Source organism: Streptomyces malaysiense (assembly GCF_000980885.2).
GTDB lineage: Bacteria > Actinomycetota > Actinomycetes > Streptomycetales > Streptomycetaceae > Streptomyces > Streptomyces malaysiense.
In genome coordinates this window covers 26,133-51,976 of the sequence record NZ_LBDA02000055.1, presented here as the reverse complement: position 1 = coordinate 51,976, position 25,844 = coordinate 26,133, and the positions used below count along the sequence as shown (strand labels likewise).

Genomic DNA, 25,844 nt, shown 5'->3' with positions numbered 1-25,844 from the left:
GGTGGGGGCGTTCTTCGCACGGGGCCCGGAAGCGATCAGTATGGCTTCGTATCCGACCATGGTGCCGACCTCCGTACCCGACCATCGTGCCCCGTACCGGCCGCGATCGAGGAGCCGTCCGTGTCCCACTCCCCCACCGCCGAGGCCGAGGTCGCGGCGGAGCTGAGGGCCCTGCGCCCCGGGCTGCTGCCCCGGTACGACGCCGAGCTGCCCGGCGCCCGCGCGGCCGTGCTGACCCGGCTGTGGCGGGGACTGGCGCACGAGCCGCTGCCCTGGATCACCGGGCGGGCACGCGGGGCGTACGGCCTGGAGCTGCGGCTGGCCGACGGCCGGACGCTGCGCGGCCCGCACGCGGACCCGTACGCCACGCACGCCTACGTCACCGCCGTCCACCTGGAGCGGCGGCGGTACGACGATCCGGCCCGGCTGACGGCGGAGCTGGCGGCCGGTGCCGGGGTGGGGCCGGAGGCCGAGAGGTTCGCGGCGGAGCTGGGGCACAGCGTGGCCGGTCTGGCGCTGTCCCGCGCCGCCGCCGATCACCCGGACGAGTGGCCGGTCGGCGTATCCGCGGGCCGGGAGCGGGACTGGGAGTGGGAGCAGCGGGTGGTCGACGGGCACCCCTTCCATCCCAACTGCCGCTCCCGGCCCGGTTTCTCGGTGGCGGACCAGCTGGCGTACGCCCCGGAGCACCGGTCCGCGGTACGGCTCGGGACGCTGCCGGTGCCGGCCGACGAGTGCCTGGTGACCGGCGAGTGGCCGGACGAACTGCGTGACGGGGAAAGGCTGTTGGTGCCGGTGCACCCGTGGCAGGCGGGGCATGTGCTGAAGCGGCCGTACGACGAGTGGCGCACGGCCCGGCCCCTGATGTCCCTGCGGACGCTGGCCGTGCCGGGCGGGCTCCATGTGAAGACGGCGCTGAGTGCCCGGCTGACCTCGTCGGTCCGGGACATCTCGCCGTACTCGGTCGAGGCGGCGGCGGTCCTGTCCGACTTCGCGGCCGAACTCGCGGCGCACACCAGCGGGTTGCTGGACGTCACCCGCACCCTGGGCGCGGTCACCGCGGGGATCCCCGATCTGGCCGCGCTGCTGCGGGAGTCGCCCGCGGGGTACGCGGGGCCGGGCGAGCGGGTGCTGCCGGTGGCCGCGCTCGCCACCACCCGGCTGCCCCGGGATCCCGAATGGCTGGCCGCATTCACCCGGCTGGCGCTCACCGTGGGGCTGCGGCTGCTCGATCTCGGGGTGGCCCTGGAGGCGCACGGCCAGAACCTCCTGATAGTGCTGGCCGCCGACGGGAGCCCGCTGCGGCTGGTCTACCGCGATCTGGCCGACATCCGGATCAGCCCGGCCCGCCTGGCCCGGCACGGCATCGCGCCGCCCGCGCTCGCCGGACGGCTGGTCACGGACGACGAGACCGCCCTGCGCCGCAAGCTGTTCGGCTCCCTGGTGGCCGGCGCGCTGGCCTCGGTGGCGGGGTCCGGTCCGGCACTCGGGGCGGCGCTGGCGGCGGCGGTACCGGACCTCGCGGACACATCCGATCTCACCGTGCTGCGCCGGGGTCCGGTGCCCGCGAAGGCGTTGACGCTGATGCGGCTGTCGCCCGGAACGCCGGGCGACCGGTGGACGGCCCTGCCCCACCCGCACGTTTTGGAGCCCGGCACGGTTGATCAATAGGATCCGTCGATGATCAGAAGACAACGGCTGGCGGCAGGAGTGTGCGCCCTGCTCGCCGCACTGGCCGCCGGGCTCACGTTCCCGACAGCGGCGGCCGCCGACGAGACGGAGCAGGCCGCTCCGAAGGTCGAACTGGTGCTGGACGTCAGCGGATCCATGCGGACCCGGGACATCGACGGCGGCACCCGGATGGCGGCGGCGAAGCAGGCGTTCGACGATGTGCTCGACGCGACCCCGCAGGACGTGGAACTGGGCATCCGCACGCTCGGCGCCAACTACCGCGGGAACGACCGCAAGGAGGGCTGCAAGGACACCGCGCAGCTGTACCCGGTCGGCCCGCTGGACCGGACCGGCGCGAAGACCGCGGTGGCGACGCTCCAGCCGACCGGCTGGACGCCGATCGGGCCCGCGCTGCTGAAGGCGGCGGACGACCTCGACGGTGGTTCCGGCACCCGCCGGATCGTGCTGATCAGCGACGGCGAGGACACCTGTCAGCCGCTGGACCCGTGCGAGGTGGCCCGGGAGATAGCCGCCAAGGGCATCGGCCTGACCATCGACACGCTCGGTCTGGTGCCCGACTCCAAGACCCGCGACCAGCTCAGCTGCATCGCGGACGCGACCGGCGGCACGTACACCTCCGTGCAGCACAAGGAGGAACTGACCGACCGGGTGGACCAGTTGGTGCACCGGGCGGCGGATCCGGTGGTGACGCCGGTGGCCACCTCGGGCGCCGGGCAGTGCACGAGCGCGCCGACGCTGAAGTCCGGTCTGTACACCGACCGCGCGGCGTTCGGACAGCAGCGCTGGTACAAGGTCGACGTCAAGCCCGGCCAGGAGCTGCGCGCCTCGGTGAGCGTCGCGGACGACCGGGCGGTGAACCCCTCCTACGGGGTGCTGCTGCGGGCGGTGACCGTCAAGGGACGGGAGATCGTCCGTGGTGAGGCGGCGGGTACCGGCCGCACCGACATGATCTCCACCGGACTGCGCTACCCGAAGCCGTCGAGCGACGACGACAACGCGCCGGCCGAGACGGTGTGCCTGGAGGTCGCGCACTCCTTCTCGGCGCCCGCGGGCGTGAAGAGCACGCCGGGTCTGCCGCTGGAGCTGACCGTGGACGTGGTGAACGGTCCCGACCAGGCGCACGACGTGGCGTCGTTCGGTCTCGGCCGCGGCTGGTGGCTGCTGGGCACGCTGGTGCTCGTCGGCTTCGTCGCGGGTGTGGTGTGGGGCTGGCTGTCGCGCTGGCGGGTCGCGATCTGGAGGACGAACTGATGCGTACGACACGGGTATGGGGCGCTTTGGGCGCGGCGCTGCTCACGCTCGGCCTGGCCGCGGGTCCGGCCGCCGCCGACGCCTCGCCCTCCCCCAGTGCCTCCGGCGGCTCCGACGGCTCGGCGCCCACGCAGGCGGGTACGTCCTTCCGTACGGCGACGGAGCTCCAGCAGGGGCAGCGGGCCACGGCCTCCGGGTCCACCGGTGACTACCTGTACTGGTCCTTCCCGGCGGACACCGGGCAGCGGCCGACGGTCAGGGCGAGCGTGAAACTGCCGCGGACGCACGGCTCCGAGACCTGGCAGCTCGATGTGTACGACGGTCTGCGCCGCCACCAGTCCTGCCAGTACGGCGCCTCCTCCCGCACCGCCGGACAGAGCGCCGAATCGGTCGAGTTGGCCTGCGTGATGCGCACGGTGCGCGGCTGGGCGGAGCCATGGGCGAACGACCCGCTGCCCGGCACGTACTACGTCCGGCTGACGGTCGTGGACCTCGGCGCGGCGGATCTCGGTCAGCCGGTCGGCGCCGAGGTCCAGGTGGACTCCAAGGACATCGGCGGCGCTTCGGCCGTCGACGGGTCCCTGGGCAAGCCGCTCGTCCCCGGTATCGCGGTCAAGTCCGAGGCGCGGGGCGACGATTCCAAGGCCGCCGTGCTCTCCAGCTTCGGTTCCCGGGACGGCTGGTCCTCCGGCTGGTGGTCCGACCGCTGGGTGTGGACGGCGATCGGCGCGGTGCTGGCCGCGCTGGCCGGAATCGGCGGATACGCGCTGACGCGGGGACACGGCCGGCCGCCGACCGTCTGACCTCGCCGCGAGGAGGGCCCGCCGGGTGGCGGGCCCTCCTTTACGGCCCCGGCGGTTCGCCGCAGCCGATAGTTTGGCGCCATGTCCGCGTTCATACAACAGCTTCCGGCGCTGGTCGGGGTCGTCATCGGCGCCATCGGCTCGTACCTGGCGATCGCCCGCGGCGATCGGATCCGCTTCCACCGTGAGCGGGCCGCCCGCTGGGAGGAGCGGCGGCTGGCGATCTACGCCGAGTACGCGAGGGCGCTCAAGCAGTCCGTCACCCTGACCTACCGGATCGCGGCCCATCTGGGCGTCGACCCCCATCCGCATCCGCTGTCCCCCGAGGAGGCGGCTCCCCAGCTGGCCGAGGCGACCGATGCCCGGGATCCCGCCGGGGAGGCGCTGCTGATGCTCGGCAGCACCGGCGTGGTGGACAAGGCGCGCGAGTGGGTCGTCGCGCTGATGGACATGGAGCGGTTCCTGCGCGAGGAGAGCCACGACCCCGAGACATGGCGGGCCATGATGGCGCGCCAGCGCGCCGCGCGGGAGGCGTACTACGCGGCCGTCCGGCACGATCTCGGTCTTCCGCCCGGCCATTCGGGAGAGTGGAACCTGCCGGCGTCCACGTGAACCCACCGGCCGGGCCGGTCACTTCGCCGGGCGTCCGAACGACCCGGGCAGCCGGCGGCCACGCGTACGTGCTCTCGGCCCACGACACCGGCCGGCAGGCGTTCCGGATCGACAACTACTGGGGATAATCCAGGAGAACGAGCGGCTCTGCCTGGTTCTGGGAGGCCGACACGCAGTGGCCGCTGCCCCAACAGGGCGATGTGACCGTGCCGGTGTGGGCCACGGTGCCGTCCCCTCCTCCGTCGCCCACTCCTTCTCCGGTTCCCGCGCCTGATCCTCGGCTGGTTCAGGCCGGGGCGCCGATGGACGGGTGGGCGCACGACAACAACGTGAGCACATCATGATCCACGGCATCGACGTATCCGCGTACCAGCCGTCGACGTACTCGACATCCGGCCTGGACTTCGTCATCGTCAAGGCGACCGAGGGCACCTCGTACATCAACCCGCGCATGCAGGCCCAGGCCGACCATGCCCGCGCGGCCGGGCTCGTGGTCGGCTTCTACCACTTCCTGCGGCCCGGCAGCATGACCGCCCAGGCGGCGTACTTCGTGTCGAAGTGCGCCTCCCGGCCCGGCGACATCCTCGCCGCGGACTGGGAAGACCAGGGCGTCTCCTGCGCCGACAAGGACACCTTCCTCCGCGAGGTGAAACGCCTCCGCCCGAACCACAAGGTGATCCTGTACTGCAACCAGACGTTCTGGCTCGGCCGGGACACCACCAGCTACGCCGGCGACGGCCTGTGGATCGCCGACTACGTCACCGCCGGCAAGCCCCGCATCAAGGCGAAGTGGCTGATCCACCAGTACACGGACGCCGCACCTCAGGGCGGTGACGGCGACGTCGCCGCTTTCGATTCCCGGGCCGCGCTCGCCGCGTGGGCGGCCGGAACCACACCGCAGGAGGCGGACATGCAGCTCAGCGACCAGATCAACATCGGCGCGTGGATCCCGGCGCACTGGCCCGACGACAAGGGCCTCGCGGACCGGAAGATCCCCGTCGACCTCGCGCTCGGCTCCGGTTACGCGCACTCCCGCATCGCCCACGAGAACAGCGACAAGATCGTGGCCATGCTCACGAAGATGCAGGCACAGGAGGCCGCGCAGACGGCGGCGATCGAGAAGCTCGCGTCGCTGATCGGGTCGGGCGTGGACACGGCGACGGTGGTGGCGGCCGTGCAGAAGGCCATCGCGGACGCGGTGGTTCACGTGTCGGTCGACGTGACCGGCTCTCAGGGCTGAAGGAGGCCGTCATGAAGGATTCCACGAAGGTCACCGTGCGGACCGTGTTCCAGGCGCTGGTGGGTGTCGCCGTGGTCCTGCCGGAGATCGTGCGCGCGTCGGGTGTGCCGGAGTCGCTGCCGTGGGTGGCGGGCGCGCTGGCGGTGGCCGGCGGGGTGGCGCGGGTGATGGCCCTTCCGTCGGTACAGGGTCTGCTGCCGGTGTGGCTGCGAACGAATGGGGTGGGAGTGCGGGAGTGACGATGCCGGACTCGGGCGGAGACGAAGCCCGATGGGATCGCGCGGGGACTCACCGAGGTCGGGGAGGACGTCGCGGACCACGACCCGGAGACAAGCTGCTCCAGCCCGGCGAGGCGACGGAGGTGGCCGTCGATCCGGATGCGGCCGCCGCCGGCGCCGGCGCCGAGATCCACGCCGAGCCCTGCGATCGAGCGCCCCGGCAGACCTCGCCCGAGAGGCGCTGGTGGTCCGGCTGAGCCGCGGCCTCGCCGACCCCCGCGTGGGGAGGCCGCGGCGCACGGGCCCGGTGGCGGCACCCGGCCGCTCCGGACGGCCGGGACGACGAGCGGCCCATCGCGCGGCCGGGGGCCGTCCGGCGCAATCCGCCCTGCGGGCGCCGGTCCCCCGTGGCACGGTGCTGCCAGACGAGCGGGAAGGCGCTGGGATGGGTGACCTCTTTCTCGTCCGGCACGGTGAGACCGAGTGGTCGCGCTCCGGACGGCACACCGGCTGGACCGACGTACCGCTGACCGAACGCGGCCGGGAGGAGGCGCGCCGGCTGGTGCCGCTGATCCGCTCGCAGCGCATCGGCGCCGCCTTCGTCAGCCCGCTGCGGCGGGCCCGGGAGACCGCCGAGCTGATCGGCGTCCACGACGCCCGGGTCGAGGCCGACCTGCGCGAATGGGACTACGGCGGGTACGAGGGCGTCACCACCCCGGAGATCCAGCGGACCCGCCCCGGCTGGTTCCTGTTCGCCGACGGCGTCGCGCCGGGCCCGCCCGGCCACCCCGGTGAGAGCCCGGAGCAGGTCGGCGAGCGCGCCGACCGCGTGCTGGCCGAGGTCGACGCCGCCCTGCGCGACACCGAGGGCGGCGTGGTCCTCGTCGCCCACGGCCACCTGCTGCGCGTCCTGACCGCCCGCCGCCTCGGCCTGCCCGCCGGACACGGCGCGCTGTTCCAGCTGGCCACGGGCACGCTGTGCCGTCTGGGCACGGAGCACGGGCGGCCGGTGGTGGCGGGGTGGAACATCCGGCCCGGCTGAGGACCGGACCCACCGTCCCGCACCCGGTCGGGCTCCCGTCCCGCGGCCCGTTGTCATACCCTCGCCCTAGGCTTCCCTCCGAGCCGCCGGACCGGCGGCCGTACCCGGCGGCACCCGGGAGGGGAGCACACCGTGAGCCGAGAGCCGACCACCGCCCAGCGGCGGGTGATCGACGCGGCCGACCCGGTCACCGGCCGGTTGCGCGGAACGCAGGCGCAGCTCGCGGCCCTGGTGCGCCGGGGCCTCGCCTTCCGGCACCCGCGCCCGCCGCACGACCATTTCCTGACCCCGGCCGGGCAGCGGACCCGCGAGGGGTCACCCGGGACACCGGAGCGGGCGGCCCCCGCCACCGGGGTCTTCGCGGCACGTGCCGGCGGGGCGCGGGAGGCGGCCCCGCCCTCGGCCGCCGCGCGGCTGCGCGAGGTGCGCGGCGCGTGGCAGGGCCTGCTGGAGCTGCGCCGGATGACCAACCCGGACGGCTCGGCGGACCGGCCGTGCGGCTGGGAGCGCGGTCATCTGGTGCGGGCCGCCGCCCTCGCCCTGGAGGCGGCCGGACACCACCCGGAGACGGAGTCCGCACCCGGCTACCGGGTGCGCCCCACCCCGCAGCCGGAGGCGGTCGCCGTGTACGCGCCGGACGCGTCGGCCCTGTCGGCCTGCGCGAAGACGCTGGAGCGGGCGGGGTGGCAGCCCGGCGAGTACACCGAGCCGCGCACCCGCGCCCGCTATCTGCTGGCGTCCCCGCGCCGTGCCTGACCCGGGGGCGGCACCGCCACCGCGCGTGGAAGGATCACCGGGTGGGCGGCGCCGCCGTACCGGAGCAGCCGCCGTACCGGAGCAAGAGGGGAAAGCCGTGAGCGAACCGTTCTCCGTCCGCGTCACCGTCCGCGGGTACGAGACCGATGTGCAGGGCCATCTGAATCAGGCCGTGTACCTCAACTACGCCGAGCACGCCCGCTGGTCACTGCTCCAGGCCGCCGGCATCGGCCAGACCGGCCTGGTGCGCACCGGTGTCGGCCCGGTGGTCCTGGAGACGACCATCCGCTACCTGCGCGAACTCCTCGCCGGCGACGAGGTGGACGTCACCTGCGCCTTCGAGTGGACCTCCGGCAAGACCTTCAAGGTCCACCAGGAGCTGCGCAAGGCCGACGGCACCCTGGCCGCCGAGGTCACCGGCGTCGGCGGCCTGCTGGACCTGAGGGAGCGCAAGCTGGTCGCCGACCCGGCCAAGGTCTTCGAGGAACTGGCCACCGACGCGGCCCTGTTCGGCCTGTGACCCACCGGGGGGCGGGCGGTTCCCGGTGCGGGGCACGGCCGTCGCCGTACCCCGCGCCCTAGCCTCACTGCACCGACGCCAGCTCCTCCCCCGCCTCCATCGGATGCGTGACGTCCTGCGCGTCCCGGCCGCGGCCGAGGTGGTTGAAGACCAGGTTCAGCACCACCGCCGCGACACACCCCGTGGATATCCCGGAGTCCAGCACGATCCGCGCCGTGTCCGGGAACGCGTGGTAGAAGTCCGGCGCCGTGATCGGGACGATCCCGATGGCCAGGGAGACCGCGACGATCAGGACGTTGTTGTCCCTGTCCAGGCCGGCCCGCACCAGGGTCTGGATGCCACTCGCGGCGACCGAGCCGAACAGGACGACGCCCGCGCCGCCGAGGACGGGACGGGGGACGACGGCGATCAGGGCCGCGGCCGCCGGGCACAGCCCCATCAGGACCAGGAAGCCGCCGCCGAAGGCCACGACGAAGCGGCTGCGGATGCGGGTCATGGCGACCAGGCCGATGTTCTGGGCGAAGGCGCTGCACATGAAGCCGTTGAAGAGGGGGCTGAGGGCGGAGCCCAGGGTGTCGGCCCGCAGGCCGGCCGAGATGGTCCGCTCGTCGGAGGGCCGTTCGACGATCTCGCCGAGGGCCAGCATGTCGGCGGTGGACTCGGTCATCGAGACCACCATCACCACGCACATCGACAGGATCGCGGCGATGTGGAACTGCGGGGCACCGAAGTGGAAGGGCGTCGGGAAGCCGATCAGGTCGGCCGACGCGACCGGGGAGAAGTCGGTGGCCCCGAACGGGATCGCGATCAGGGTGCCCGCGATCAGGCCGAGCAGCACGGCGATCTGTTTGACGAACCCCCGGGTGAATCGGCGCAGCAGCAGGACGATGAGAAGGGTGATGCCGGCCAGGGTGAGGTTGGTGGTCGAACCGTAGTCGTGGGCCGAGGGGTCGGGGCCCTGGGCCCAGCCGAAGGCGACCGGGAGCAGGGAGACGCCTATCAGGGTGATGACCGTACCGGTGACGACCGGCGGGAAGAAGCGGACGGCCTTGCAGAACACCGGGGCCGCGAGGAAGCCGAGGAGGCCGGCGACCATGACCGCCCCGAAGATCACCGGCAGGGCGTCGGACTTGTCCTTGACCGAGGCGATGATCGCCGTCATGGGGGCGACGCCGGCGAAGGTGACTCCGTTCACGAAGGGCAGCCGGGCGCCGATCTTCCAGAAGCCGAGGGTCTGGAGGAACGTGGCGAGCCCTGCGGTGAACAGACAGGCGCCGGTGAGGAAGGTGAGGTCGCCGCCGGACAGGCCGGCGGCCGCGCCGACGATCAGGGGCGGGGCGACGACCCCCGCGTACATGGCGGCCACATGCTGGAGGCCGCTGGTCGCCATCTTCAGGGCGGGGAGTTTCTCGTCCACCGGGTGGACGGGGACTGGCGCTGCTTCGGCGGATTGGGCGGACACGACGGGCTCCTCCGGTCGGTTGAACACGTCGGCTGTGGACGTGGGTGTCAGGGAGGTGGTGCGCGACGGGCATGGGGGCACCCTCCCGCTCGAACGCAGCCGAGAGTGAGGGAGGGACCGGGGGACCTTGGGGGGGTCGTGGACGGGGATCCGTAGGGGTCGTGGAGGGGAACCACAAGGGTTTTGGTGGGGAACCGTTCCGGGGCGCGCACGCTCGTGCGCGCCCCGGAGCCGGCCGCCGTGGGCCCCGCTCGGGTCCACGGCTGCCGGCCGGGAGCCGTCCCTCCCGGCCGGAGTCGGGGGGTCAGCGCTGGGCCGCGAGCTGTGCCAGGCGCCGGGCCTCGTCGCGGGTGGCGCGCGCGACGGCGTCCTCGTCGACGGTCAGCAGCCGTCCGTCCGCGACGATCTGACGACCGTTCACGAACGACGCGGTGACCGGGGCGGCCGCGCCGAGGACCAGGGCGGTCACCGGGTCGGCGATGGAGGCGTGGGCCAGTGTGTCCAGCTTCCACAGCACCACGTCGGCCAGCTTGCCCGCCTCCAGGGAACCGGTCTCGGCGGCGCGGCCGAGGACGCGGGCGCCCCCGTGGGTGCCGAGCCGCAGGGCCTGGCGGGCGTTCAGCGCGGCCTCCCGGTGGGCGCCGAGCCGGTTGATGAGCAGGGCGTTGCGCAGCTCGGTGTGGAGTTCGCCGGACTCGTTGGAGGCGGTGCCGTCGACGCCGAGGCCGACCGGGACGCCGGCGGCGAGCATGTCCGGGACCCGTGCGATGCCGGCGGCGAGCCGGGCGTTGGACGAGGGGCAGTGGGCGACGCCGGTCCCGGTACGGGCGAAGGCGGCGATGTCGGAGTCGTTCATGTGGACGCAGTGCGCCATCCACACGTCCTCGCCCAGCCAGCCGGTGGACTCGAAGTAGTCGGTCGGGCCCATGCCGAACAGCTCGTGGCAGAACTTCTCCTCCTCCACGGTCTCCGAGCCGTGCGTGTGCAGCCGTACGCCGAGGCGGCGGGCCAGCTCGGCCGCGTTGCGCAGGAGGTCGGTGGAGACGGAGAAGGGGGAGCAGGGGGCGACGGCGACCTGGGTCATGGCGTCGAAGGAGGGGTCGTGGTGCTCCTCGACGGTGGCCTGGGTCGCGGCGAGCGCGCCCTCCAGGCTCTCCACCGCGAAGTCCGGGGGCAGCCCCCCGTCCGACTCGCCGCGGTCCATGGAGCCGCGGGCGAGGGTGAAGCGGACGCCCGTCTCGCGGGCGGCGCGGATGATGGCGCCGGACAGGTCGCCGGTGCCGCGCGGATAGACGTAGTGGTGGTCCATGGCGGTGGTGACACCGCCGCGGGCCATCATGGCGAGCGACCCCTGGGCCGCCGTGTAGGCCATGGACTCGTCGATGCGCGCCCAGACCGGGTAGAGCGCGACCAGCCAGTCGAACAGGTTGTGGTCCGTGGCCAGGCCCCGGGTGATCCACTGGTAGAAGTGGTGGTGGGTGTTGATCAGGCCGGGGGTCGCGAGATGTCCGGTCGCGTCGATCCGGCGGACCACGTTCTCCAGGCCCTCGGGAGCCGACCCGGCGCCGAGCGCCTCGATGCGGTTGCCGGCGAGGACCAGGTACCCGGAGGCGTATTCGGTGTCTTCGGCGTCGACGGTCGCGATCGAGCAGTTCTCGATGACGATGCGCTGGGCTGCTGCCATGTTCCGTCCTTTTCGCTCAGCGGACTTCTGTGGGGAGGGCACGGCAGGACCCTGGGAGATTTGAGTACCGCGGCCGGGGTTCGGGTGGGGGCGTCGCCCCGGCCGCGGGTGCCGAGAAAAGGGGGGTGGATCAGAGGTTGGTGAGGTCCACCGGGATCCGCGGTTCGCAGCCGTCCCGCAGGATCGTCGCCTCGATCAGGCCGTAGGGCCGGTCGGCGGCGTAGTAGACCTCGTTGTCGTTCTTGAGCCCGAACGGCTCCAGGTCGACCAGGAAGTGGTGCTTGTTGGGCAGCGAGAAGCGGACCTCGTCGATCTCGCTGCGGTTGTTGATGATGCGCGCGCCCATCTGGTACATCGTCTGCTGCAGGGAGAGCGAGTAGGTCTCCGCGAACGCCTGGAGCATGTGCTTCTTCACCTGCTCGTAGGACTTCTCCCACTGGGGCATCTTCTGCTCGTCGTCGGTCCAGTTGAACCGCCAGCGGCTGGAGACGGAGGTCGCCAGGATGCGGTCGTGGGCCTCCTTGAGCGTCGTGTACTTGTCCTTGGCGTAGCCCCAGAACTCGGAGTTGGTCGAGTTCATGACGGTCAGGTCCTTGAGGCCGGAGACGACCTCCCAGGACGAGCCGTCGTAGGTGATCTGGGTGAGCCGGGTCTCCTGGCCCTTGCGGACGAAGGAGTGCTTGACCTCGTCCGCCCCGATGAACTGGGAATTGGCGTCGGAGGTGGCGATCCGCTCCCAGGAGTACTCCTCGATCCGGATCCGGGCGCGCTGGATCGGCTCCTGCGAGGTGACGAAGTGGCGGGCGAGATGGATGCCGAACTGCTCGGCGGACTCGATGCCGTGCTCCTTGGCGAACGCGAACACCGTGTTCTTGGTGGTGTCGGTCGGCAGCACATGGGCGTTGGAGCCGGAGTAGTGGACGTCCTCCATGTCACCGCTCAGCGCCACGGAGACGTTGAGGTCCTTGATGTGATGGGTGGCGCCGTCCCGCGTGATCTTGACGACTCGGTTCTCGGCCTTGCCGTACTGGTTCTGGCCCAGGATCACAGGGCGGGCAGGGCGGGAATTGACGGTCATGTAGCTAGCTCCCTCGGTAAACGGAGTAGCCGAACGGGTTGAGCAGCAGCGGTACGTGGTAGTGCTCGCCCGGTACGACGGCGAAGGTGATCGCCACCTCCGGGAAGAACACGGCCGGTCCGCTGTCCCGATTCGCGGGGGCGTCCTGCTGCGCATCGGCTTGCTGGTTCGCTGATTGCTCTCGGAAGTACGGCTCCACCGCGAAGTCGAGCCGTACCTGGGTGGTACCCACCGGTGGCGTCGGCAGGTCCTTGCACCGGCCGTCGGCATCGGTCGCGGAGCCGCCGAGCGCCCGCCAGTCCGCGTCCCGGCCCGAGCGGGCGAAGAGGTGGACGGCGACGCCCTCGGCGGGGCGGCCGATCGAGGTGTCCAGGATGTGCGTGGACACGGAGGCGGTGGTGCTGGTGCTCATGGGTCAGGCGTCCTCTTCGACGAGTCGGGCCAGTCGGATGCGGTTGATCTTCCCCAGCTCGGTGCGGACGATCTCCCGCTCCCGCTCCGGCGCGTTGCCGATCCGCGCCTTGACCGCGTCCCGCATCCGCTCGCCGGTCAGACCGGTGGCGCAGATGAGGAAGACGTGTCCGAACCTCTCCTGGTAGGCCAGGTTGAGTTCGAGCATCTCGGCCTTGAGCTCGTCGGACGCGCCGGCCATGCCGCGCTGCTCACGGGCCGAGGCCGGATCGCCCGGCCGGGGCCGCCCGATCGGCGGGTGCCCGGCCATCGCCTCCGCCAGGTCGGCGGCGGTCAGCTCGGCCAGGGCCGCGTCGCTCGCCGCGTAGAGCTCCTCGGCTGTGGCGTAGGGGCGGGCGGCGGTCAGCCGTCGTGCCCACGTGCTGGAGGCGCACGCCTCGTGGAGGGCGGCGAAAGCCGCCCGCTCCTCCAGATCGTTGAACCGGGCCAGACCCGGGGGCGTGGAAGTCGACGTCACGGGAGCCTCCGTGGCCGGATTCGGCCTTCGTGCTGAACGGGCTGCCGATAGCTAACGCCCCCGGAAACGCCACGTCAACACTTTGTTGAAAAATCCGCGTTACAAGCTGTTACGAGCGGCGACACCTCCTGAGGGCTTCAGGCGCCCTTCTCCCGGTTGAGGTAGTTGTAGACGGTGAAGCGGCTGACGCCCAGCGCGCTCGCCACGGTCTCCACGCCGTGCCGCACCGCGAAGGCACCCCGCGCCTCCAGTATCCGCACGACCTCCTGTTTGGCCCTGCGGTCCAGGTCGGACAGCGGCCGCCCCTCCCTGCGCTCCATCGCGGCGAGGATGTGATCGAGGGAGTCGGCGAGCTGAGGCAGCCGTACGGCGACGACATCGGCCCCCTCCCAGGCGAGCACGACGTCCTCGGGGCCGGCCTCGTCGGGCGGCATCATCACCCCGCCCATGGCGTCGACCAGCGGTTTCACGGCCGCGATGAAGGGCTGCTCCCCGGTCACCTATCGCCCTCCCCATCGCTCCGGCCGTCCGCGCCGTCCCCGTCGCCCAGCACGTTGACCTGGAGCGAGATCCGGGTGGCGCCGGCCGCGAGACTCCTGCGCAGCAGCGCGTCCACCGCGGTGAGCACGCGCTCGGCGCCGCCCTCGGCGGTGTTGCCGAACGGGCCCACGTCCACGGCGTCGAGGGCCGCGGCCTCGATGACCTCGCGCGCCGCCAGGGCATGCGCGGGGGCCTCTTCCAAGTCGAAGGGTTCGGTCGTGAACTCCACTCTCAATCGCACGCGCACAACCTAACGCGCGACGCGCGCCCCGGGGCGCCCCAGCAGGGACCGGCCTGCGGACCCCTCTTGACAAGCACCGACACACGGCGGCAATCTTCCATTAAGCAGAAACGAACTTCCGTAATACGGAATTACTACCACGGAAGGGAGCGCGGCCCGACATGCCAGGCTTCGACTGGGGCACAGCCGCAGACCAGCGCTTCAACGTCAACCTGTCGATCCTCTTCACGGAACTCCCGCTCCTGGAGCGCCCCGCGGCCGCCGCCGCGGCGGGCTTCTCCGCGGTCGAGCTGTGGTGGCCCTGGGTCGACTCACCCACCCCCGAGAAATCCCGCCTGGACGCCCTGAAACGGGCGATCGAGGAGGCGGGCGTAAGGCTGACCGGACTGAACTTCTACGCCGGACAGCTCCCGGGCCCCGATCGCGGCGCCCTGTCCGTCCCCGGCGAGGAGTCCGAGCGGTTCCGCGCCAACATCGACGTGACGGCGGACTTCGCCGCGTCCCTCGGCTGCACGGCGCTCAACGCGCTCTACGGCAACCGCGTGGACGGCGTGGACCCTGCCGAGCAGGACGCGCTCGCCCTGGAGAACCTGACCCTCGCGGCCCGCGCCGCCGACCGGATCGGGGCGACGCTGCTGATCGAGGCGCTGAACGCGCCCGAGTCGCCGCGCTACCCGCTGGTGTCGGCGCCGGCCGCGGTGGAGGTCGTCGACCGGGTCAACGCGGCCACGGGACTCGGGAACGCGTCGTTCCTGATGGACCTGTACCACCTGGCCATGAACGGCGAGGACCTGCCCGCGGTGATCGACCGCTACACCGCGAAGACCGGCCATGTCCAGATCGCCGACAACCCGGGCCGCGGCGCCCCCGGCACGGGCACGCTCCCGCTGGCGGAGTCGCTCGACCGGCTGCGGAAGGCCGGTTACGAGGGCTGGGTGGGCCTGGAGTACAAGCCGGGCGACCGCCCGAGCGCCGAGGCCTTCGACTGGCTCCCGCGCGAGGCGCGCCCCGCGCGCTGAACTTCCCAGACTTTGCACGGCAGTTGAGAGAGGCACCCCCGAACATGAGCAAGACGCTTCCGAAGATCGCCTGGATCGGCCTCGGCATCATGGGCTCCCCCATGTCCGAGAACCTGATCAAGGCGGGTTACGACGTCACCGGCCACACCCTGGAGCAGGCGAAACTGGACCGGCTGGCCGCCGCCGGCGGCACCGCGGCCCCCTCGATCGCCGAGGCCGTGCGCGACGCCGATGTGGTGATCACGATGGTGCCCGCGTCCCCGCAGGTGGAGGCCATCGCCTACGGCCCGGACGGCATCCTGGAGAACGTCCGCCCCGGCACCCTGCTGATCGACATGTCCTCGATCACCCCGGGGACCTCGATCGACCTGGCGGCCGCCGCCGAGGAGAAGGGCGTCCGGGTCCTGGACGCCCCGGTCTCCGGCGGCGAGGCCGGTGCCGTCGAGGCGGTGCTGTCCATCATGGTCGGCGGCGACCAGGCCGACTTCGACGAGGCGAAGCCCCTCTTCGAGGCCCTCGGCAAGACCATCGTGCTCTGCGGACCGCACGGCTCGGGTCAGACCGTGAAGGCGGCCAACCAGCTGATCGTCGCCGTCAACATCCAGGCGTGCGCCGAGGCCGTGGTCTTCCTGGAGAAGTCGGGGGTGGACCTCGCGGCCGCCCTCGACGTGCTGAACGGGGGCCTCGCCGGCTCGACGGTGCTGACGCGCAAGAAGGACAACTTCCTGAACCGCGACTTCGCGCCGGGCTTCCGGATCGATCTGCACCACAAGGACATGGGCATCGTGACCGACGCCGCCCGCAGCGTCGGCGCGGCCCTGCCGGTCGGCGCCGTGGTCGCACAGCTGGTGGCGTCCCTGCGTGCCCAGGGCGACGGCGGCCTGGACCACTCGGCCCTGCTGCGGTCGGTGGAACGGCTGTCCGGCGCACAGGTCTGACACCTCACCGCAGCCGGCGGCCTCCGGGCCCCCTTCGAGACTTCCGGGTCGCGGTGCCGCTGACACCTGTCCCGTCGCGCCCGATGCGGCGCCGCGGCCCGGAACCAAATTCAACAAACTGTTGACGCCTCGTTCACCCCACTCCTAGGCTCCACGCAGACTTCTAGGCTCCACAAAGCGGAAGACGATTTCCGCTGCCACTCGCATGGAAGGTCCACGATGTCGCAGCGCGTGCTCACGACAGAGTCCGGCGCCCCGGTCGCCGACAACCAGAACTCCGCCACCGCCGGCGTCGGCGGCCCGCTCCTGCTCCAGGACCAGCACCTCCTGGAGAAGCTCGCGCGCTTCAACCGCGAGCGGATCCCGGAGCGGGTGGTGCATGCCCGGGGCTCCGGCGCCTACGGCCACTTCGAGGTGACCGACGACGTCACCGGCTACACCCACGCCGCCTTCCTCGGCGAGATCGGCAAGCGCACCGAGGTGTTCGCGCGGTTCTCCACGGTCGCCGACAACCTCGGCGGCGCGGACGCGGTGCGCGACCCTCGCGGCTTCGCGCTCAAGTTCTACACCGAGGAGGGAAATTACGACCTCGTCGGCAACAACACCCCGGTCTTCTTCATCAAGGACCCGCTGAAGTTCCCCGACTTCATCCACTCGCAGAAGCGGGACCCGTTCACCGGCAAGCAGGAGCCCGACAACGTCTGGGACTTCTGGGCGCACGCCCCCGAGGCCACGCACCAGGTGACCTGGCTGATGGGCGACCGCGGCGTCCCGGCGTCGTACCGGCACATGAACGGTTACGGCTCGCACACCTACCAGTGGACGAACGCGGCAGGCGAGGGCTTCTTCGTCAAGTACCACTTCAAGACGAACCAGGGCATCCGCTGCCTGTCCACCGAGCAGGCGCAGGAGCTGGCGGGCAAGGACCCCAACTCCCACCAGACGGACCTGCTCCAGGCGATCGAGCGGGGCGTGCACCCGTCGTGGACGCTGTACGTGCAGATCATGCCAGCGGCGGACGCGGCGGAGTACCGCTTCAACCCGTTCGACCTGACCAAGGTCTGGCCGCACCGGGACTACCCGCTCCAGCGGGTGGGCCGCCTGGTCCTGGACCGCAACCCGGACAACGTGTTCGCCGAGGTCGAGCAGGCCGCCTTCTCCCCGAACAACTTCGTGCCGGGCATCGGTCCCTCGCCGGACAAGATGCTCCAGGGCCGGCTGTTCGCGTACGCGGACGCCCACCGGTACCGCCTGGGCGTCAACCACACCCAGCTCGCCGTGAACGCGCCCCGGGCGACAACCGCGCACAACTACGGGCGCGACGGTCTCATGGCGGCCAACTCCCAGGGCCGGTACGCGAAGAACTACGAGCCGAACTCCTACGACGGCCCCGCCGAGACCGGCCGGCCCCTCGCGTCGCCGCTGCCCGTCTCGGGCCACACCGGCACCCACGCCGCACCGCTCCACACCAAGGACGACGACTTCTACCAGGCGGGCGAGCTGTACCGCCTGATGTCGCAGGAGGAGAAGCGGCGCCTGGTCGCCAACATCGCCGGGGGCCTCGCCCAGGTCTCCCGCGACGACGTGATCGAGAAGAACCTCGCACACTTCCACGCGGCGGACCCGGACTACGGCAGGCGCGTGCGGGAAGCGGTCGAGGCACTGCGCGAGGACTGAGCGCCTCGATCGATCAGCAGGCGGCGTGCGGGGACTGACGGGAGGTCATGCCCGCGCACGCGGCCCGCGCCGCGCCGGACGGCCCGATTTGAGGGGTGGCCGTCCAGTGCGGCACGGGCAGGGCGAGGACCGCGGCGGCGTGCGAGCCAGTGCGGTGGTCAAGGAGCCGGGCCGCTTCTCGACCAGAGTGAAGAGGCCCCGCCTCCGTCACACCCCCGCGGTCCCACCCATCCCGACCCCGTCCGGCGGCGCGACCTACCTGTCGCGCCCAGCGCCGCGCCGCCGGACGGCAGCAGCAGCACGACGCTCCCTACGCCGGGTCGAGACCCACGGCGAGGGAGCGTTCGGCGTTGTCCAGGAGTTCCTCGCAGGTGAGGACCTCCACACGGCCTCACGCGGCCTCACGGATCCCGGCACGGTTCCCGTCCGGCCCGACGAGGTGGCCGACGGCCTGCCCGACGGCCTCGTGCACGGCGCCGGCAGGCACCCGGGCGTGCGGTGCCGCCTGCTCAGGCCGCACCGGTGTCGGACGCCGGGCTCCCGGCGTGCCCCGTCCTGGAAGATCCGGTACCGCTCCTGGAAGTCGAGCCGGTCGCTTTGGCCCTCGGCATGGTCCGGGGAGTCCCGCGGCAGCCGTACGGCGTGCGGGAACACCGCGGCCGTCGCACGCTGGCGGTATGGGTAATCCGGTTCAGCACCCGCACATCGTCGTCCACGCGCCCGCCCTGGACGGCTCCAGGCGCGTCACCGAGGGAGAGGTGACGCTGGGGCTGGCCTCGCATCTGGACGACGTCGTGGAGATCCTGCGGCTGGTCGATCTGGACCGGGTCGAGGTGGAGGAGGACGACCTCATCGAGTGGCAGGGCGGCGGGCCCGAGGACTGGCCCGGCCTCTCGGAGCACGAGGTGTAGGAGCGGACATGAGAAGAGGCGGCCCGTCCGGTGGACGGGCCGCCTCTTTCGCACACCGCGGGGCGTCAGCGCTTCAGCGCGCCGATCGCCGTCGGCGCGTGGGCCGCCTCCGTGGCGAGGGGTTCGAACTCGGTGACGTCGCTGATGTCCATCGTGCGGCTCATCGAGATGTTCGTGACCCGCTCCAGGATCGCCTCGACCACGACCGGCACCCGGTACTGGGCGGCCAGCTTCTTCGCCTCCTCGAACGCGGGGCCCAGCTGGTCCGGCTCGGTGACCCGCAGGGCCTTGCAGCCCAGGCCCTCGGCGACCTTGACGTGGTCCACGCCGTAGACGCCGATCTCGGGCGTGTTGATGTTCTCGAACTCCAGGTTCACCTGGAAGTCGATGTCCAGCCCGAGCTGCGCCTGGCGGATCAGACCCAGGTAGGCGTTGTTGACCAGGACGTGCACATAGGGGATCCGGTGCTGGGCGGCGGCCGCCAGTTCCTCGATCAGGAACTGGAAGTCGTAGTCGCCGGACAGGGCGACCACCGCGGCCTCCGGATCGGCCTTCGCGACGCCGATCGCGGCCGGGATCGTCCAGCCGAGCGGCCCGGCCTGGCCGCAGTTGATCCAGTGCCGGGGCTTGTAGACGTGCAGCATCTGCGCGCCGGCGATCTGGGAGAGCCCGATCGTGGTGACGTACCGCGTCTCGGGGCCGAAGGCCCGGTTCATCTCCTCGTACACCCGCTGCGGCTTCATCGGCACGTCGTCGAAGTGCGTACGGCGCAGCAGTGTGGCCTTGCGCTCCTGGCACGAGGAGATCCAGTCCGCGCGGTCGGGGAGCCGGCCGGCCGCCTTCAGTTCCCGTGCCACCCGGACGAACAGCTCCAGCGCCGCCCGCGCGTCGGACACCACCCCGTAGTCCGGCGGGAAGATCCGGCCGATCTGCGTGGGCTCGATGTCCACGTGCACGAAGGTGCGGCCCTCGCGGTAGACGTCCAGCTTGTAGCCGGTGTGCCGGTTCGCCCACCGGTTGCCGATACCGAGGACGCAGTCGGACTCCAGGAAGGTGGCGTTGCCGTAGCGGTGCGCGGTCTGCACGCCGACCATGCCCGCGTTCAGCTCGTGGTCGTCGGGCAGCGCTCCCCAGCCCATCAGGGTCGGGATGACGGGGGTGCCGGTCAGCTCGGCGAACTCGGTGAGCAGTTCGCAGGCGTCCGCGCCGATGACTCCGCCGCCGGCCACGAGGACCGGCCGCTCGGCGGCGAGCAGGTACGACATCGCCTTCTCGATCTGCGCGCGGGTCGCGGCCGGCTTGTACACCGGCAGCGGCTCGTACGTCTCCGGGTCGAACTCGATCTCCGTGAGCTGGACGTCGATCGGCAGGTCGATCAGCACCGGTCCCGGCCGGCCGGAGCGCATCAGGTGGAACGCCTGCTGGAAGACGCCGGGGACCTGGGCCGCCTCCAGCACGGTCACCGCCATCTTGGTCACCGGGCGCGCGATCGCGGCGATGTCGACGGCCTGGAAGTCCTCCTTGTGGATCACATGCGTGGGCGCCTGCCCGGTGATGCACAGGATCGGGACGGAGTCGCCGGACGCCGAGTACAGGCCGGTGATCATGTCGGTGCCGGCCGGCCCGGACGTGCCGACGCACACGCCGATGTTGCCCGGCCGCGCGCGAGTGTAGCCCTCGGCCATGTGCGAGGCGCCCTCGACATGGCGGGCGAGGGTGTGCTGGATGCCGCCGCCCTCCTTGAGGGCCTTGTAGAACGGGTTGATCGCGGCCCCCGGCACACCGAAGGCGTCACTGACGCCCTCGCGCTTGAGGATCTCAACTGCCGCGCGGGCAGCGGTCATACGAGCCATCGAGTACTCCTGCCTCGGTGTCGGATGCGTACTCCCGTCGCGCCCCGCGGTGAGCACTCTCCAGAGAGTCTGCGTTGAACCCCGACAGACCAGATATTCCGTATCGTGGAATTCAACTTCTACTATCTGGAAGCAATGTAGAGAGAAGCGCCGACCTCGTCAAGAGACACAAAGACACCGGCAAGTGCCGCGGAAACGCCGGACAAACGCGGTGGGCCGGGAGCACCATGGGAGCGCTGTCCCGAGGTGTCGCGCGAGAGTGAGTGGGCCATGCCCGAGAGCGTGCCGGTGCGCTGTCCGGCCTGCCGGCGTGAGCACGTCTACACCGCCCCGGTGTATCCCTGCGCCTGCGGAACCACGGCCGCCCCGCGGCTGGACCGCCGTGCCGCGCCGGTCGTGGCCGAGCACCGGTCCTGGGCCGAGGAGTGGACCGGCGCCGTGTGCGCCGCGTGCGGGCGGCTCAACCACTGGCCGCGCCCGGAACTGGGCTGTCCGTGCGGCACGGTGCTGCTCGTCCCGGTGCTGGAGGCGGACCCGGGCCCGGGGGTCCGCGGCGAGCCGTCCCCCGCGCACGCGCAGGCTTCCGCCGCCCGCGCCGAGCCGCGCGCCGCCCGGCCGGATGCCCCCGACGCCGCCCCGTCGCGCCGCGCCTTCCGGCCGCACGCCGTCCGCACCGCGCGGGACGTCGTCACCGCGACCGCGCTGTATCTGCGCTGGCTCGGGTACGAGGACATCCGCCGCGCCGACCAGCGGCCGACGAACGGCGTCGGGCTCGCCGCCCGGGGGCTGCTCGCCCAGGTGGAGCCGACGGTACGGCCCGCCGCGCCCCGGGACGTGGAGTGCCTGTGGCTGACCGCGATGACGGAGTCCGCCGACTGCGTGTACTTCTCGCTCGCCGGTTACAGCGAGGCCGCCCGCGCCTGCGCGGACTCCCTGGGCGTGCCGCTGTTCGTGCTGGACCTCGCGGGCGTCCCGCAGCCGGTGAACGATCCCGCCGGCGCCCTGGACGCCGACGGCGCCCCGGAGCCGGGGCGCCGCGCGCGACGGGGCTGACGCGGCGGTTCAGTCCCGGTACCGCTCCCGCAGTTCGATCTTCCGCACCTTCCCCGACACCGTCATCGGGAAGGTGTCGAGGATGCTGAGCCTGCTCGGCACCTTGTAGTGCGCGAGCCGCCCCCGGCAGAAGGCCCGCAGTTCGTCGAGGGTAGGCGGGTCGCCCTCGTCCCGCGGGATCACGCAGGCGAGCACCTCCTCGCCGTACCTCTCGTCCGGCACCCCGACGACCTGTACGTCCCTGATCTTCGGGTGCGCGTAGAGGAACTCCTCGATCTCGCGCGGGTAGATGTTCTCGCCGCCCCGGATGATCATGTCCTTGATGCGGCCGACGATCTCCACGTACCCGTCCTCGCGCATCATCGCCAGGTCCCCGGTGTGCATCCAGCGGCCCGCGTCGATGACCTCGGCGGTCTTCTCCGGCTCGTCCCAGTAGCCGAGCATCACGCTGTAGCCGCGGGTGCACAGCTCGCCCGTCCCGCCGCGCGGCCGGGTGACACCGGTGGCCGGGTCGACGACCTTGACCTCCAGGTGGGGCAGGACGCGGCCGACGGTGGCGGTGCGGTGCTCCAGGTCGTCGTCGGTCCGGGTCTGGAGGGACACCGGCGAGGTCTCGGTCATGCCGTAGCAGATGGCGACCTCGGCCATGTGCATCTCGGCGACGACCCGCTTCATCACCTCCACCGGGCAGGGCGAGCCGGCCATGATGCCGGTGCGCAGGGTGGAGAGGTCGTACGAGGCGAAGTCCGGCAGGTTCAGCTCGGCGATGAACATGGTCGGGACGCCGTACAGGGACGTGCACCGCTCCCGCTGCACCGCCTCCAGGCTGGCCTTCGGTTCGAAGGACGGGGCCGGGATCACGATGCAGGCACCGTGCGAGGTGGCCGCCAGGTTGGCCATCACCATGCCGAAGCAGTGGTAGAAGGGGACCGGGACGCAGATCCGGTCCTGCTCCGTGTACTTGACCAACTCCCCGACGAAATAACCGTTGTTGAGGATGTTGTGGTGGGAGAGGGTGGCTCCCTTGGGGAAGCCGGTGGTGCCCGAGGTGTACTGGATGTTGATCGGGTCGTCGCAGGACAACTCCGCTTCCCGTGCCGCCAGTCCGGTCCGGTCACCGCTGTCGCCGCGCGCGGTGAACGCCGCCCAGCCGGGCCCCCCGAAGTAGACGACCTCGCGCAGCTCCTGGCAGCTGCCGCGGACCTCCTCGACCATGGCGCGGTAATCGCTCGTCTTGTGGCTGAGAGAGGCGAACAGCAGCCGTACGCCCGCCTGCCGGAGCACGAAGCGCACCTCGTGGGTGCGGTAGGCCGGGTTGATGTTGACCATGACGGCGCCGATGCGGGCGGTGGCGTACTGCACGAGCACCCACTCGGCGCAGTTGACCGCCCAGATGCCCACCCGGTCGCCCTTGGCGATGCCGCTCGCCAGCAGGGCGCGGGCGAGCCGGTCCACGTCGGCGTCGAAGGCGGCGTACGTCCAGCGGCGCCCGCCCGCCACGTCGACCAGGGCCTCGCGGTCGGGCCAGGTCCGCGCGGTACGGGCGAGGTCGGCGCCGATGGTGTCGCCGAGCAGCGCGGTGGTGCCCGTCCCGTGGGCGTACGAGAGCTGCGGGGCGCTCACCGGAAGTCCTCCTCGCGGTACTCGTCCGCCGAACCCCGCGCGGTGGCCTCGCGCAGCTCGATGCGGCGGATCTTGCCGGAGACGGTCTTGGGCAGCGTGCCGAACTCCAGTCGGCGGACGCGCTTGTAGGGGGCGAGCACCTGGCGGGAGTGCTCGAAGATCGCCTTGGCGGTGCCGGGTCCCGGCTCGTAGCCCTCGGCGAGCAGGACGTACGCCTTGGGCACCGCGAGCCGCAGCTCGTCCGGGGCGGGCACGACGGCGGCCTCGGCCACCGCCGGGTGCTCCAGCAGCGCGCTCTCCAGCTCGAAGGGGCTGATCTTGTAGTCGGACGCCTTGAAGACGTCGTCGGCGCGGCCGATGTAGGTGAGGTAGCCGTCCTCGTCGCGCGCGGCGATGTCACCGGTGCGGTAGTAGCCGCCCGCCATGGCCTCGGCGGTGCGGTCCGGGTCGCCGTGGTAGCCCGCCATCAGGCCGACGGGCGGGTCGGCGAGGTCGAGCGCGATCTCGCCCTCGGCGGCGCCGGGCGCGCCGGTGACCGGGTCGAGGAGCTCCACGCGGTAGCCGGGGCTGGGGCGGCCCATGGAGCCGGTCTTCAGCGGCTGGCCCGGAGGGTTGGAGACCTGTACGGCGGTCTCGGTCTGCCCGAAGCCGTCCCGGATCGTCAACCCCCAGGAGCGCCGCACCTGTTCGATGACCTCGGGGTTGAGCGGTTCGCCCGCGGCCACCACCTCGCGTGGCGGCGTGCGCAGTTGTCCGAGGTCGGCTTGGATGAGCATGCGCCACACGGTGGGCGGGGCGCAGAAGGTGGTCACCCCGGCGCGGTCCATCTCGGCCATGAGCCGGCCCGCGTCGAACCTCGTGTAGTTGAAGATGAAGACGGTCGCCTCGGCGTTCCACGGGGCGAACAGGTTGGACCAGGCGTGCTTGGCCCAGCCGGGCGAGGAGATGTTCAGATGGACGTCGCCGGGCTTCAGGCCGACCCAGTACATGGTCGCCAAGTGACCTACGGGGTAGGAGACATGGGTGTGCTCGACCAGCTTGGGGCGGGCGGTGGTGCCCGAGGTGAAGTAGAGCATCAGCGGGTCGTCGCAGCGGGTGGGCCCGTCGGCCGTGAAGCCGGTGGGGGCGCCGTAGGCGTCCTCGTACGGCAGCCAGCCCTCCGCCGGTGTGCCGCCGACCGCGATCCGGGTGTAGGCGCCGGGCACCTCGGCGAACTTGGCGACGTCCTCGGCCCGCACCAGCGCGTGCCTGACCCGGCCGCGCTCGACACGGTCGCGCAGGTCGGCGGGGCCGAGCAGCGGGGTGGCCGGGATGACGACCGCGCGCAGCTTCATCGCGGCCAGCATGACCTCCCACAGCTCGGCCTGGTTGCCGAGCATGACGAGGACGCGGTCCTCGGCGGCGACCCCCCGCGCGCGCAGCCAGTTCGCGACCCGGTCGGAGCGCTCGGACAGTTCGGCGAAGGACAGCCGGGTCTCGCCGCCGTCCTCCTCCACGATGTGCAGCGCGGCGCGGTCGTTGCCGGCGGCGATCACGTCGAACCAGTCCAGCGCCCAGTTGAAGTGCTCCGGCCGGGGCCACGCGAACCCGTCGTAGGCGGTGGCATAGTCCTCGCGGTGTGCCAGCAGGAAGTCCCGCGCGCTCCTGAAGGCATCGGTCGCCGTCGTCATCCGTCGTCCTCCTATGTTCCCGACCATTGCCGGGCGGCTCCCCGGCATCGTCTAATCCGTGATGCAGGTCTCACTACCCCCGAACGGGGGTGTGGTCCCTGCGCGCACGGGGGTGTGGTCCGCACATCAGCCGCACCGAAGGAGCGATGAGGTGACAGCACAGGCCGTGACGGCGGTGGAGATCCGCGGTGCGCTGCTCCGGCTACGGCGCGCGACGGGGCTGCCGGTCGCCTTCGGCGGGCTGGTGGAGTCCGGCCGGCCGCAGGTGCGCATCAGCGAGCTGAGCGGCACGGCGACGGCCGCGCTGCGCTCGCTCGCGGTGAGCTCGGGCAGCGGGCTCGGCGGCAAGGCGGTGGCGCTGGCCAGGCCCTGCGCGGTGACGGACTACTCCAGCTCCCGGCACATCAGCCACGAGTACGACATCCCGGTGGCCGCGGAGGGCATCCGCTCGGTGCTCGCGGTGCCGGTGGTGGTGCGGCGCCGGGTGCGCGGGGTGCTGTACGGCGCGCTGCGTTCGGCACAGCCGCTCGGTGACCGGGCGCTCGGCGCGGCGGTGGCGGTGGCGCGGGACGTGGAGCAGACGCTGGTCCTGCGGGACGAGGCGTGGGAGCTGCTGACGGTGGCCGGCCGGGCCCCCCTCAAGGGTGCGGGGGCCCAGCCGTGCGGTGCCGCCGGGGCCGGCGCGGGGGGCGGCACGGGCACCTGGGAGCAGGTGCGTGAGGCGCACGCGGCGCTGCGGGCGCTCGCGCCCCGGATCACCGATCCGGCCCTGCGTGCCGATCTGCTGGCCGCCTGCGGGCTGCTGACGGCGCCGCGGCCGGCCGGCGGACCGGCTCTGGCGCCGCGCGAACTGGACGTGCTGTCCTGGGTGGCGGCGGGTGCGACCAACGCCGCGGTGGCCGAGCGGCTGGGGCTGCGCCCGGAGACGGTCAAGGGCTATCTGCGTTCAGCGATGCGGAAGTTGGGCGCACACACGCGAGGGGAGGCGGTGACCGCGGCACGTAGGGCGGGGCTGCTTCCGTAGCCCCCCGGG

25 protein-coding genes are annotated in these 25,844 nt (G+C 72.1%); 15 read left to right on the top strand and 10 right to left on the bottom strand.

Going from position 1 to position 25,844, the window contains the following annotated elements:
- The first annotated feature begins 120 nt into the window (after positions 1-120).
- From VT52_RS23415 to VT52_RS23375, 9 genes are all read left to right on the top strand, one after another.
- Positions 121-1,671 carry an IucA/IucC family protein gene (locus tag VT52_RS23415; RefSeq protein WP_046424517.1) on the top strand — a complete coding sequence of 517 codons (1,551 nt, stop codon included), beginning with the start codon at positions 121-123 and terminating at the stop codon, positions 1,669-1,671.
- A 9-nt stretch (positions 1,672-1,680) separates the two neighbouring features.
- Positions 1,681-2,943 (top strand): VWA domain-containing protein, encoded by a 1,263-nt coding sequence (locus tag VT52_RS23410; protein ID WP_046424519.1) that lies wholly within the window; start codon positions 1,681-1,683, stop codon positions 2,941-2,943.
- Positions 2,943-3,746, top strand: a complete 804-nt coding sequence (locus VT52_RS23405) for a hypothetical protein (protein ID WP_046424598.1) — start codon at positions 2,943-2,945, stop codon at positions 3,744-3,746. Before VT52_RS23410 ends, VT52_RS23405 begins: the two co-directional genes overlap by 1 nt.
- An 81-nt stretch (positions 3,747-3,827) precedes the next feature.
- Positions 3,828-4,358 (top strand): hypothetical protein, encoded by a 531-nt coding sequence (locus VT52_RS23400; RefSeq protein WP_046424521.1) that lies wholly within the window; start codon positions 3,828-3,830, stop codon positions 4,356-4,358.
- Between the two features lie 340 nt (positions 4,359-4,698).
- Positions 4,699-5,598 carry a glycoside hydrolase family 25 protein gene (locus VT52_RS39750; protein ID WP_046424522.1) on the top strand — a complete coding sequence of 300 codons (900 nt, stop codon included), beginning with the start codon at positions 4,699-4,701 and terminating at the stop codon, positions 5,596-5,598.
- A gap of 11 nt (positions 5,599-5,609) precedes the next feature.
- Positions 5,610-5,837, top strand: a complete 228-nt coding sequence (locus VT52_RS23390) for a hypothetical protein (RefSeq protein ID WP_046424524.1) — start codon at positions 5,610-5,612, stop codon at positions 5,835-5,837.
- 424 nt (positions 5,838-6,261) lie between these two features.
- Positions 6,262-6,858, top strand: coding sequence for a histidine phosphatase family protein (locus VT52_RS23385; RefSeq protein ID WP_046424525.1), 597 nt, complete (start codon positions 6,262-6,264; stop codon positions 6,856-6,858).
- A gap of 132 nt (positions 6,859-6,990) precedes the next feature.
- Positions 6,991-7,614 (top strand): hypothetical protein, encoded by a 624-nt coding sequence (locus VT52_RS23380; RefSeq protein ID WP_046424527.1) that lies wholly within the window; start codon positions 6,991-6,993, stop codon positions 7,612-7,614.
- Positions 7,615-7,711: 97 nt separating this feature from the next.
- Entirely contained in the window at positions 7,712-8,134 is a 423-nt protein-coding gene (locus tag VT52_RS23375) for an acyl-CoA thioesterase (RefSeq protein WP_046424529.1), read from the top strand.
- Between the two features lie 64 nt (positions 8,135-8,198).
- Here VT52_RS23375 and VT52_RS23370 read toward each other — a convergent pair whose 3' ends face one another.
- The 7 genes from VT52_RS23370 to VT52_RS23340 form a co-directional block, all read right to left on the bottom strand.
- On the bottom strand, positions 8,199-9,524 hold the full coding sequence (locus VT52_RS23370; protein WP_046424601.1) for a nucleobase:cation symporter-2 family protein: 1,326 nt from the start codon (positions 9,522-9,524) through the stop codon (positions 8,199-8,201).
- Between the two features lie 376 nt (positions 9,525-9,900).
- Complete coding sequence (locus VT52_RS23365; RefSeq protein ID WP_046424531.1) at positions 9,901-11,280, bottom strand: 8-oxoguanine deaminase; 1,380 nt, start codon at positions 11,278-11,280, stop codon at positions 9,901-9,903.
- Positions 11,281-11,410: 130 nt separating this feature from the next.
- Positions 11,411-12,358 (bottom strand): factor-independent urate hydroxylase, encoded by a 948-nt coding sequence (pucL, locus tag VT52_RS23360; RefSeq protein ID WP_046424533.1) that lies wholly within the window; start codon positions 12,356-12,358, stop codon positions 11,411-11,413.
- Positions 12,359-12,362: 4 nt separating this feature from the next.
- Positions 12,363-12,770, bottom strand: a complete 408-nt coding sequence (gene uraH / locus VT52_RS23355; protein ID WP_046424534.1) for a hydroxyisourate hydrolase — start codon at positions 12,768-12,770, stop codon at positions 12,363-12,365.
- Between the two features lie 3 nt (positions 12,771-12,773).
- Complete coding sequence (uraD, locus tag VT52_RS23350; RefSeq protein WP_046424536.1) at positions 12,774-13,286, bottom strand: 2-oxo-4-hydroxy-4-carboxy-5-ureidoimidazoline decarboxylase; 513 nt, start codon at positions 13,284-13,286, stop codon at positions 12,774-12,776.
- Positions 13,287-13,423: 137 nt separating this feature from the next.
- Complete coding sequence (locus VT52_RS23345) at positions 13,424-13,735, bottom strand: helix-turn-helix domain-containing protein (protein WP_420856298.1); 312 nt, start codon at positions 13,733-13,735, stop codon at positions 13,424-13,426.
- 47 nt (positions 13,736-13,782) lie between these two features.
- Positions 13,783-14,067, bottom strand: a complete 285-nt coding sequence (locus tag VT52_RS23340) for a hypothetical protein (protein WP_046424542.1) — start codon at positions 14,065-14,067, stop codon at positions 13,783-13,785.
- Positions 14,068-14,228: 161 nt separating this feature from the next.
- Between VT52_RS23340 and VT52_RS23335 the strand changes: the two genes are divergently transcribed.
- The 4 genes from VT52_RS23335 to VT52_RS23320 all read left to right on the top strand — a co-directional run bounded on the left by VT52_RS23335 (position 14,229) and on the right by VT52_RS23320 (position 18,612).
- A complete protein-coding gene (locus VT52_RS23335) occupies positions 14,229-15,086 on the top strand; it encodes a TIM barrel protein (protein WP_046424544.1) in 858 nt (285 codons plus the stop codon).
- A gap of 44 nt (positions 15,087-15,130) precedes the next feature.
- Positions 15,131-16,024 (top strand): 2-hydroxy-3-oxopropionate reductase, encoded by an 894-nt coding sequence (locus VT52_RS23330; protein WP_046424546.1) that lies wholly within the window; start codon positions 15,131-15,133, stop codon positions 16,022-16,024.
- Positions 16,025-16,243: 219 nt separating this feature from the next.
- Positions 16,244-17,701, top strand: coding sequence for a catalase (locus VT52_RS23325; protein ID WP_046424548.1), 1,458 nt, complete (start codon positions 16,244-16,246; stop codon positions 17,699-17,701).
- Positions 17,702-18,378: 677 nt separating this feature from the next.
- Complete coding sequence (locus tag VT52_RS23320; RefSeq protein ID WP_046424549.1) at positions 18,379-18,612, top strand: hypothetical protein; 234 nt, start codon at positions 18,379-18,381, stop codon at positions 18,610-18,612.
- A 65-nt stretch (positions 18,613-18,677) separates the two neighbouring features.
- Here VT52_RS23320 and gcl read toward each other — a convergent pair whose 3' ends face one another.
- Entirely contained in the window at positions 18,678-20,465 is a 1,788-nt protein-coding gene (gene gcl, locus VT52_RS23315) for a glyoxylate carboligase (RefSeq protein WP_079175211.1), read from the bottom strand.
- A 270-nt stretch (positions 20,466-20,735) separates the two neighbouring features.
- Between gcl and VT52_RS23310 the strand changes: the two genes are divergently transcribed.
- Positions 20,736-21,518, top strand: a complete 783-nt coding sequence (locus VT52_RS23310) for a hypothetical protein (protein ID WP_206306591.1) — start codon at positions 20,736-20,738, stop codon at positions 21,516-21,518.
- Between the two features lie 9 nt (positions 21,519-21,527).
- Here VT52_RS23310 and VT52_RS23305 read toward each other — a convergent pair whose 3' ends face one another.
- A complete protein-coding gene (locus VT52_RS23305) occupies positions 21,528-23,141 on the bottom strand; it encodes an AMP-binding protein (RefSeq protein WP_046424552.1) in 1,614 nt (537 codons plus the stop codon).
- Positions 23,138-24,811: an AMP-binding protein gene (locus VT52_RS23300; protein ID WP_046424554.1), complete on the bottom strand. Its 1,674-nt coding sequence runs from the start codon at positions 24,809-24,811 to the stop codon at positions 23,138-23,140. The genes VT52_RS23305 and VT52_RS23300 overlap by 4 nt, the downstream gene beginning before the upstream one ends.
- 151 nt (positions 24,812-24,962) lie before the next feature.
- Between VT52_RS23300 and VT52_RS23295 the strand changes: the two genes are divergently transcribed.
- On the top strand, positions 24,963-25,835 hold the full coding sequence (locus VT52_RS23295; RefSeq protein WP_046424556.1) for a helix-turn-helix transcriptional regulator: 873 nt from the start codon (positions 24,963-24,965) through the stop codon (positions 25,833-25,835).
- Positions 25,836-25,844: the final 9 nt, after the last annotated feature.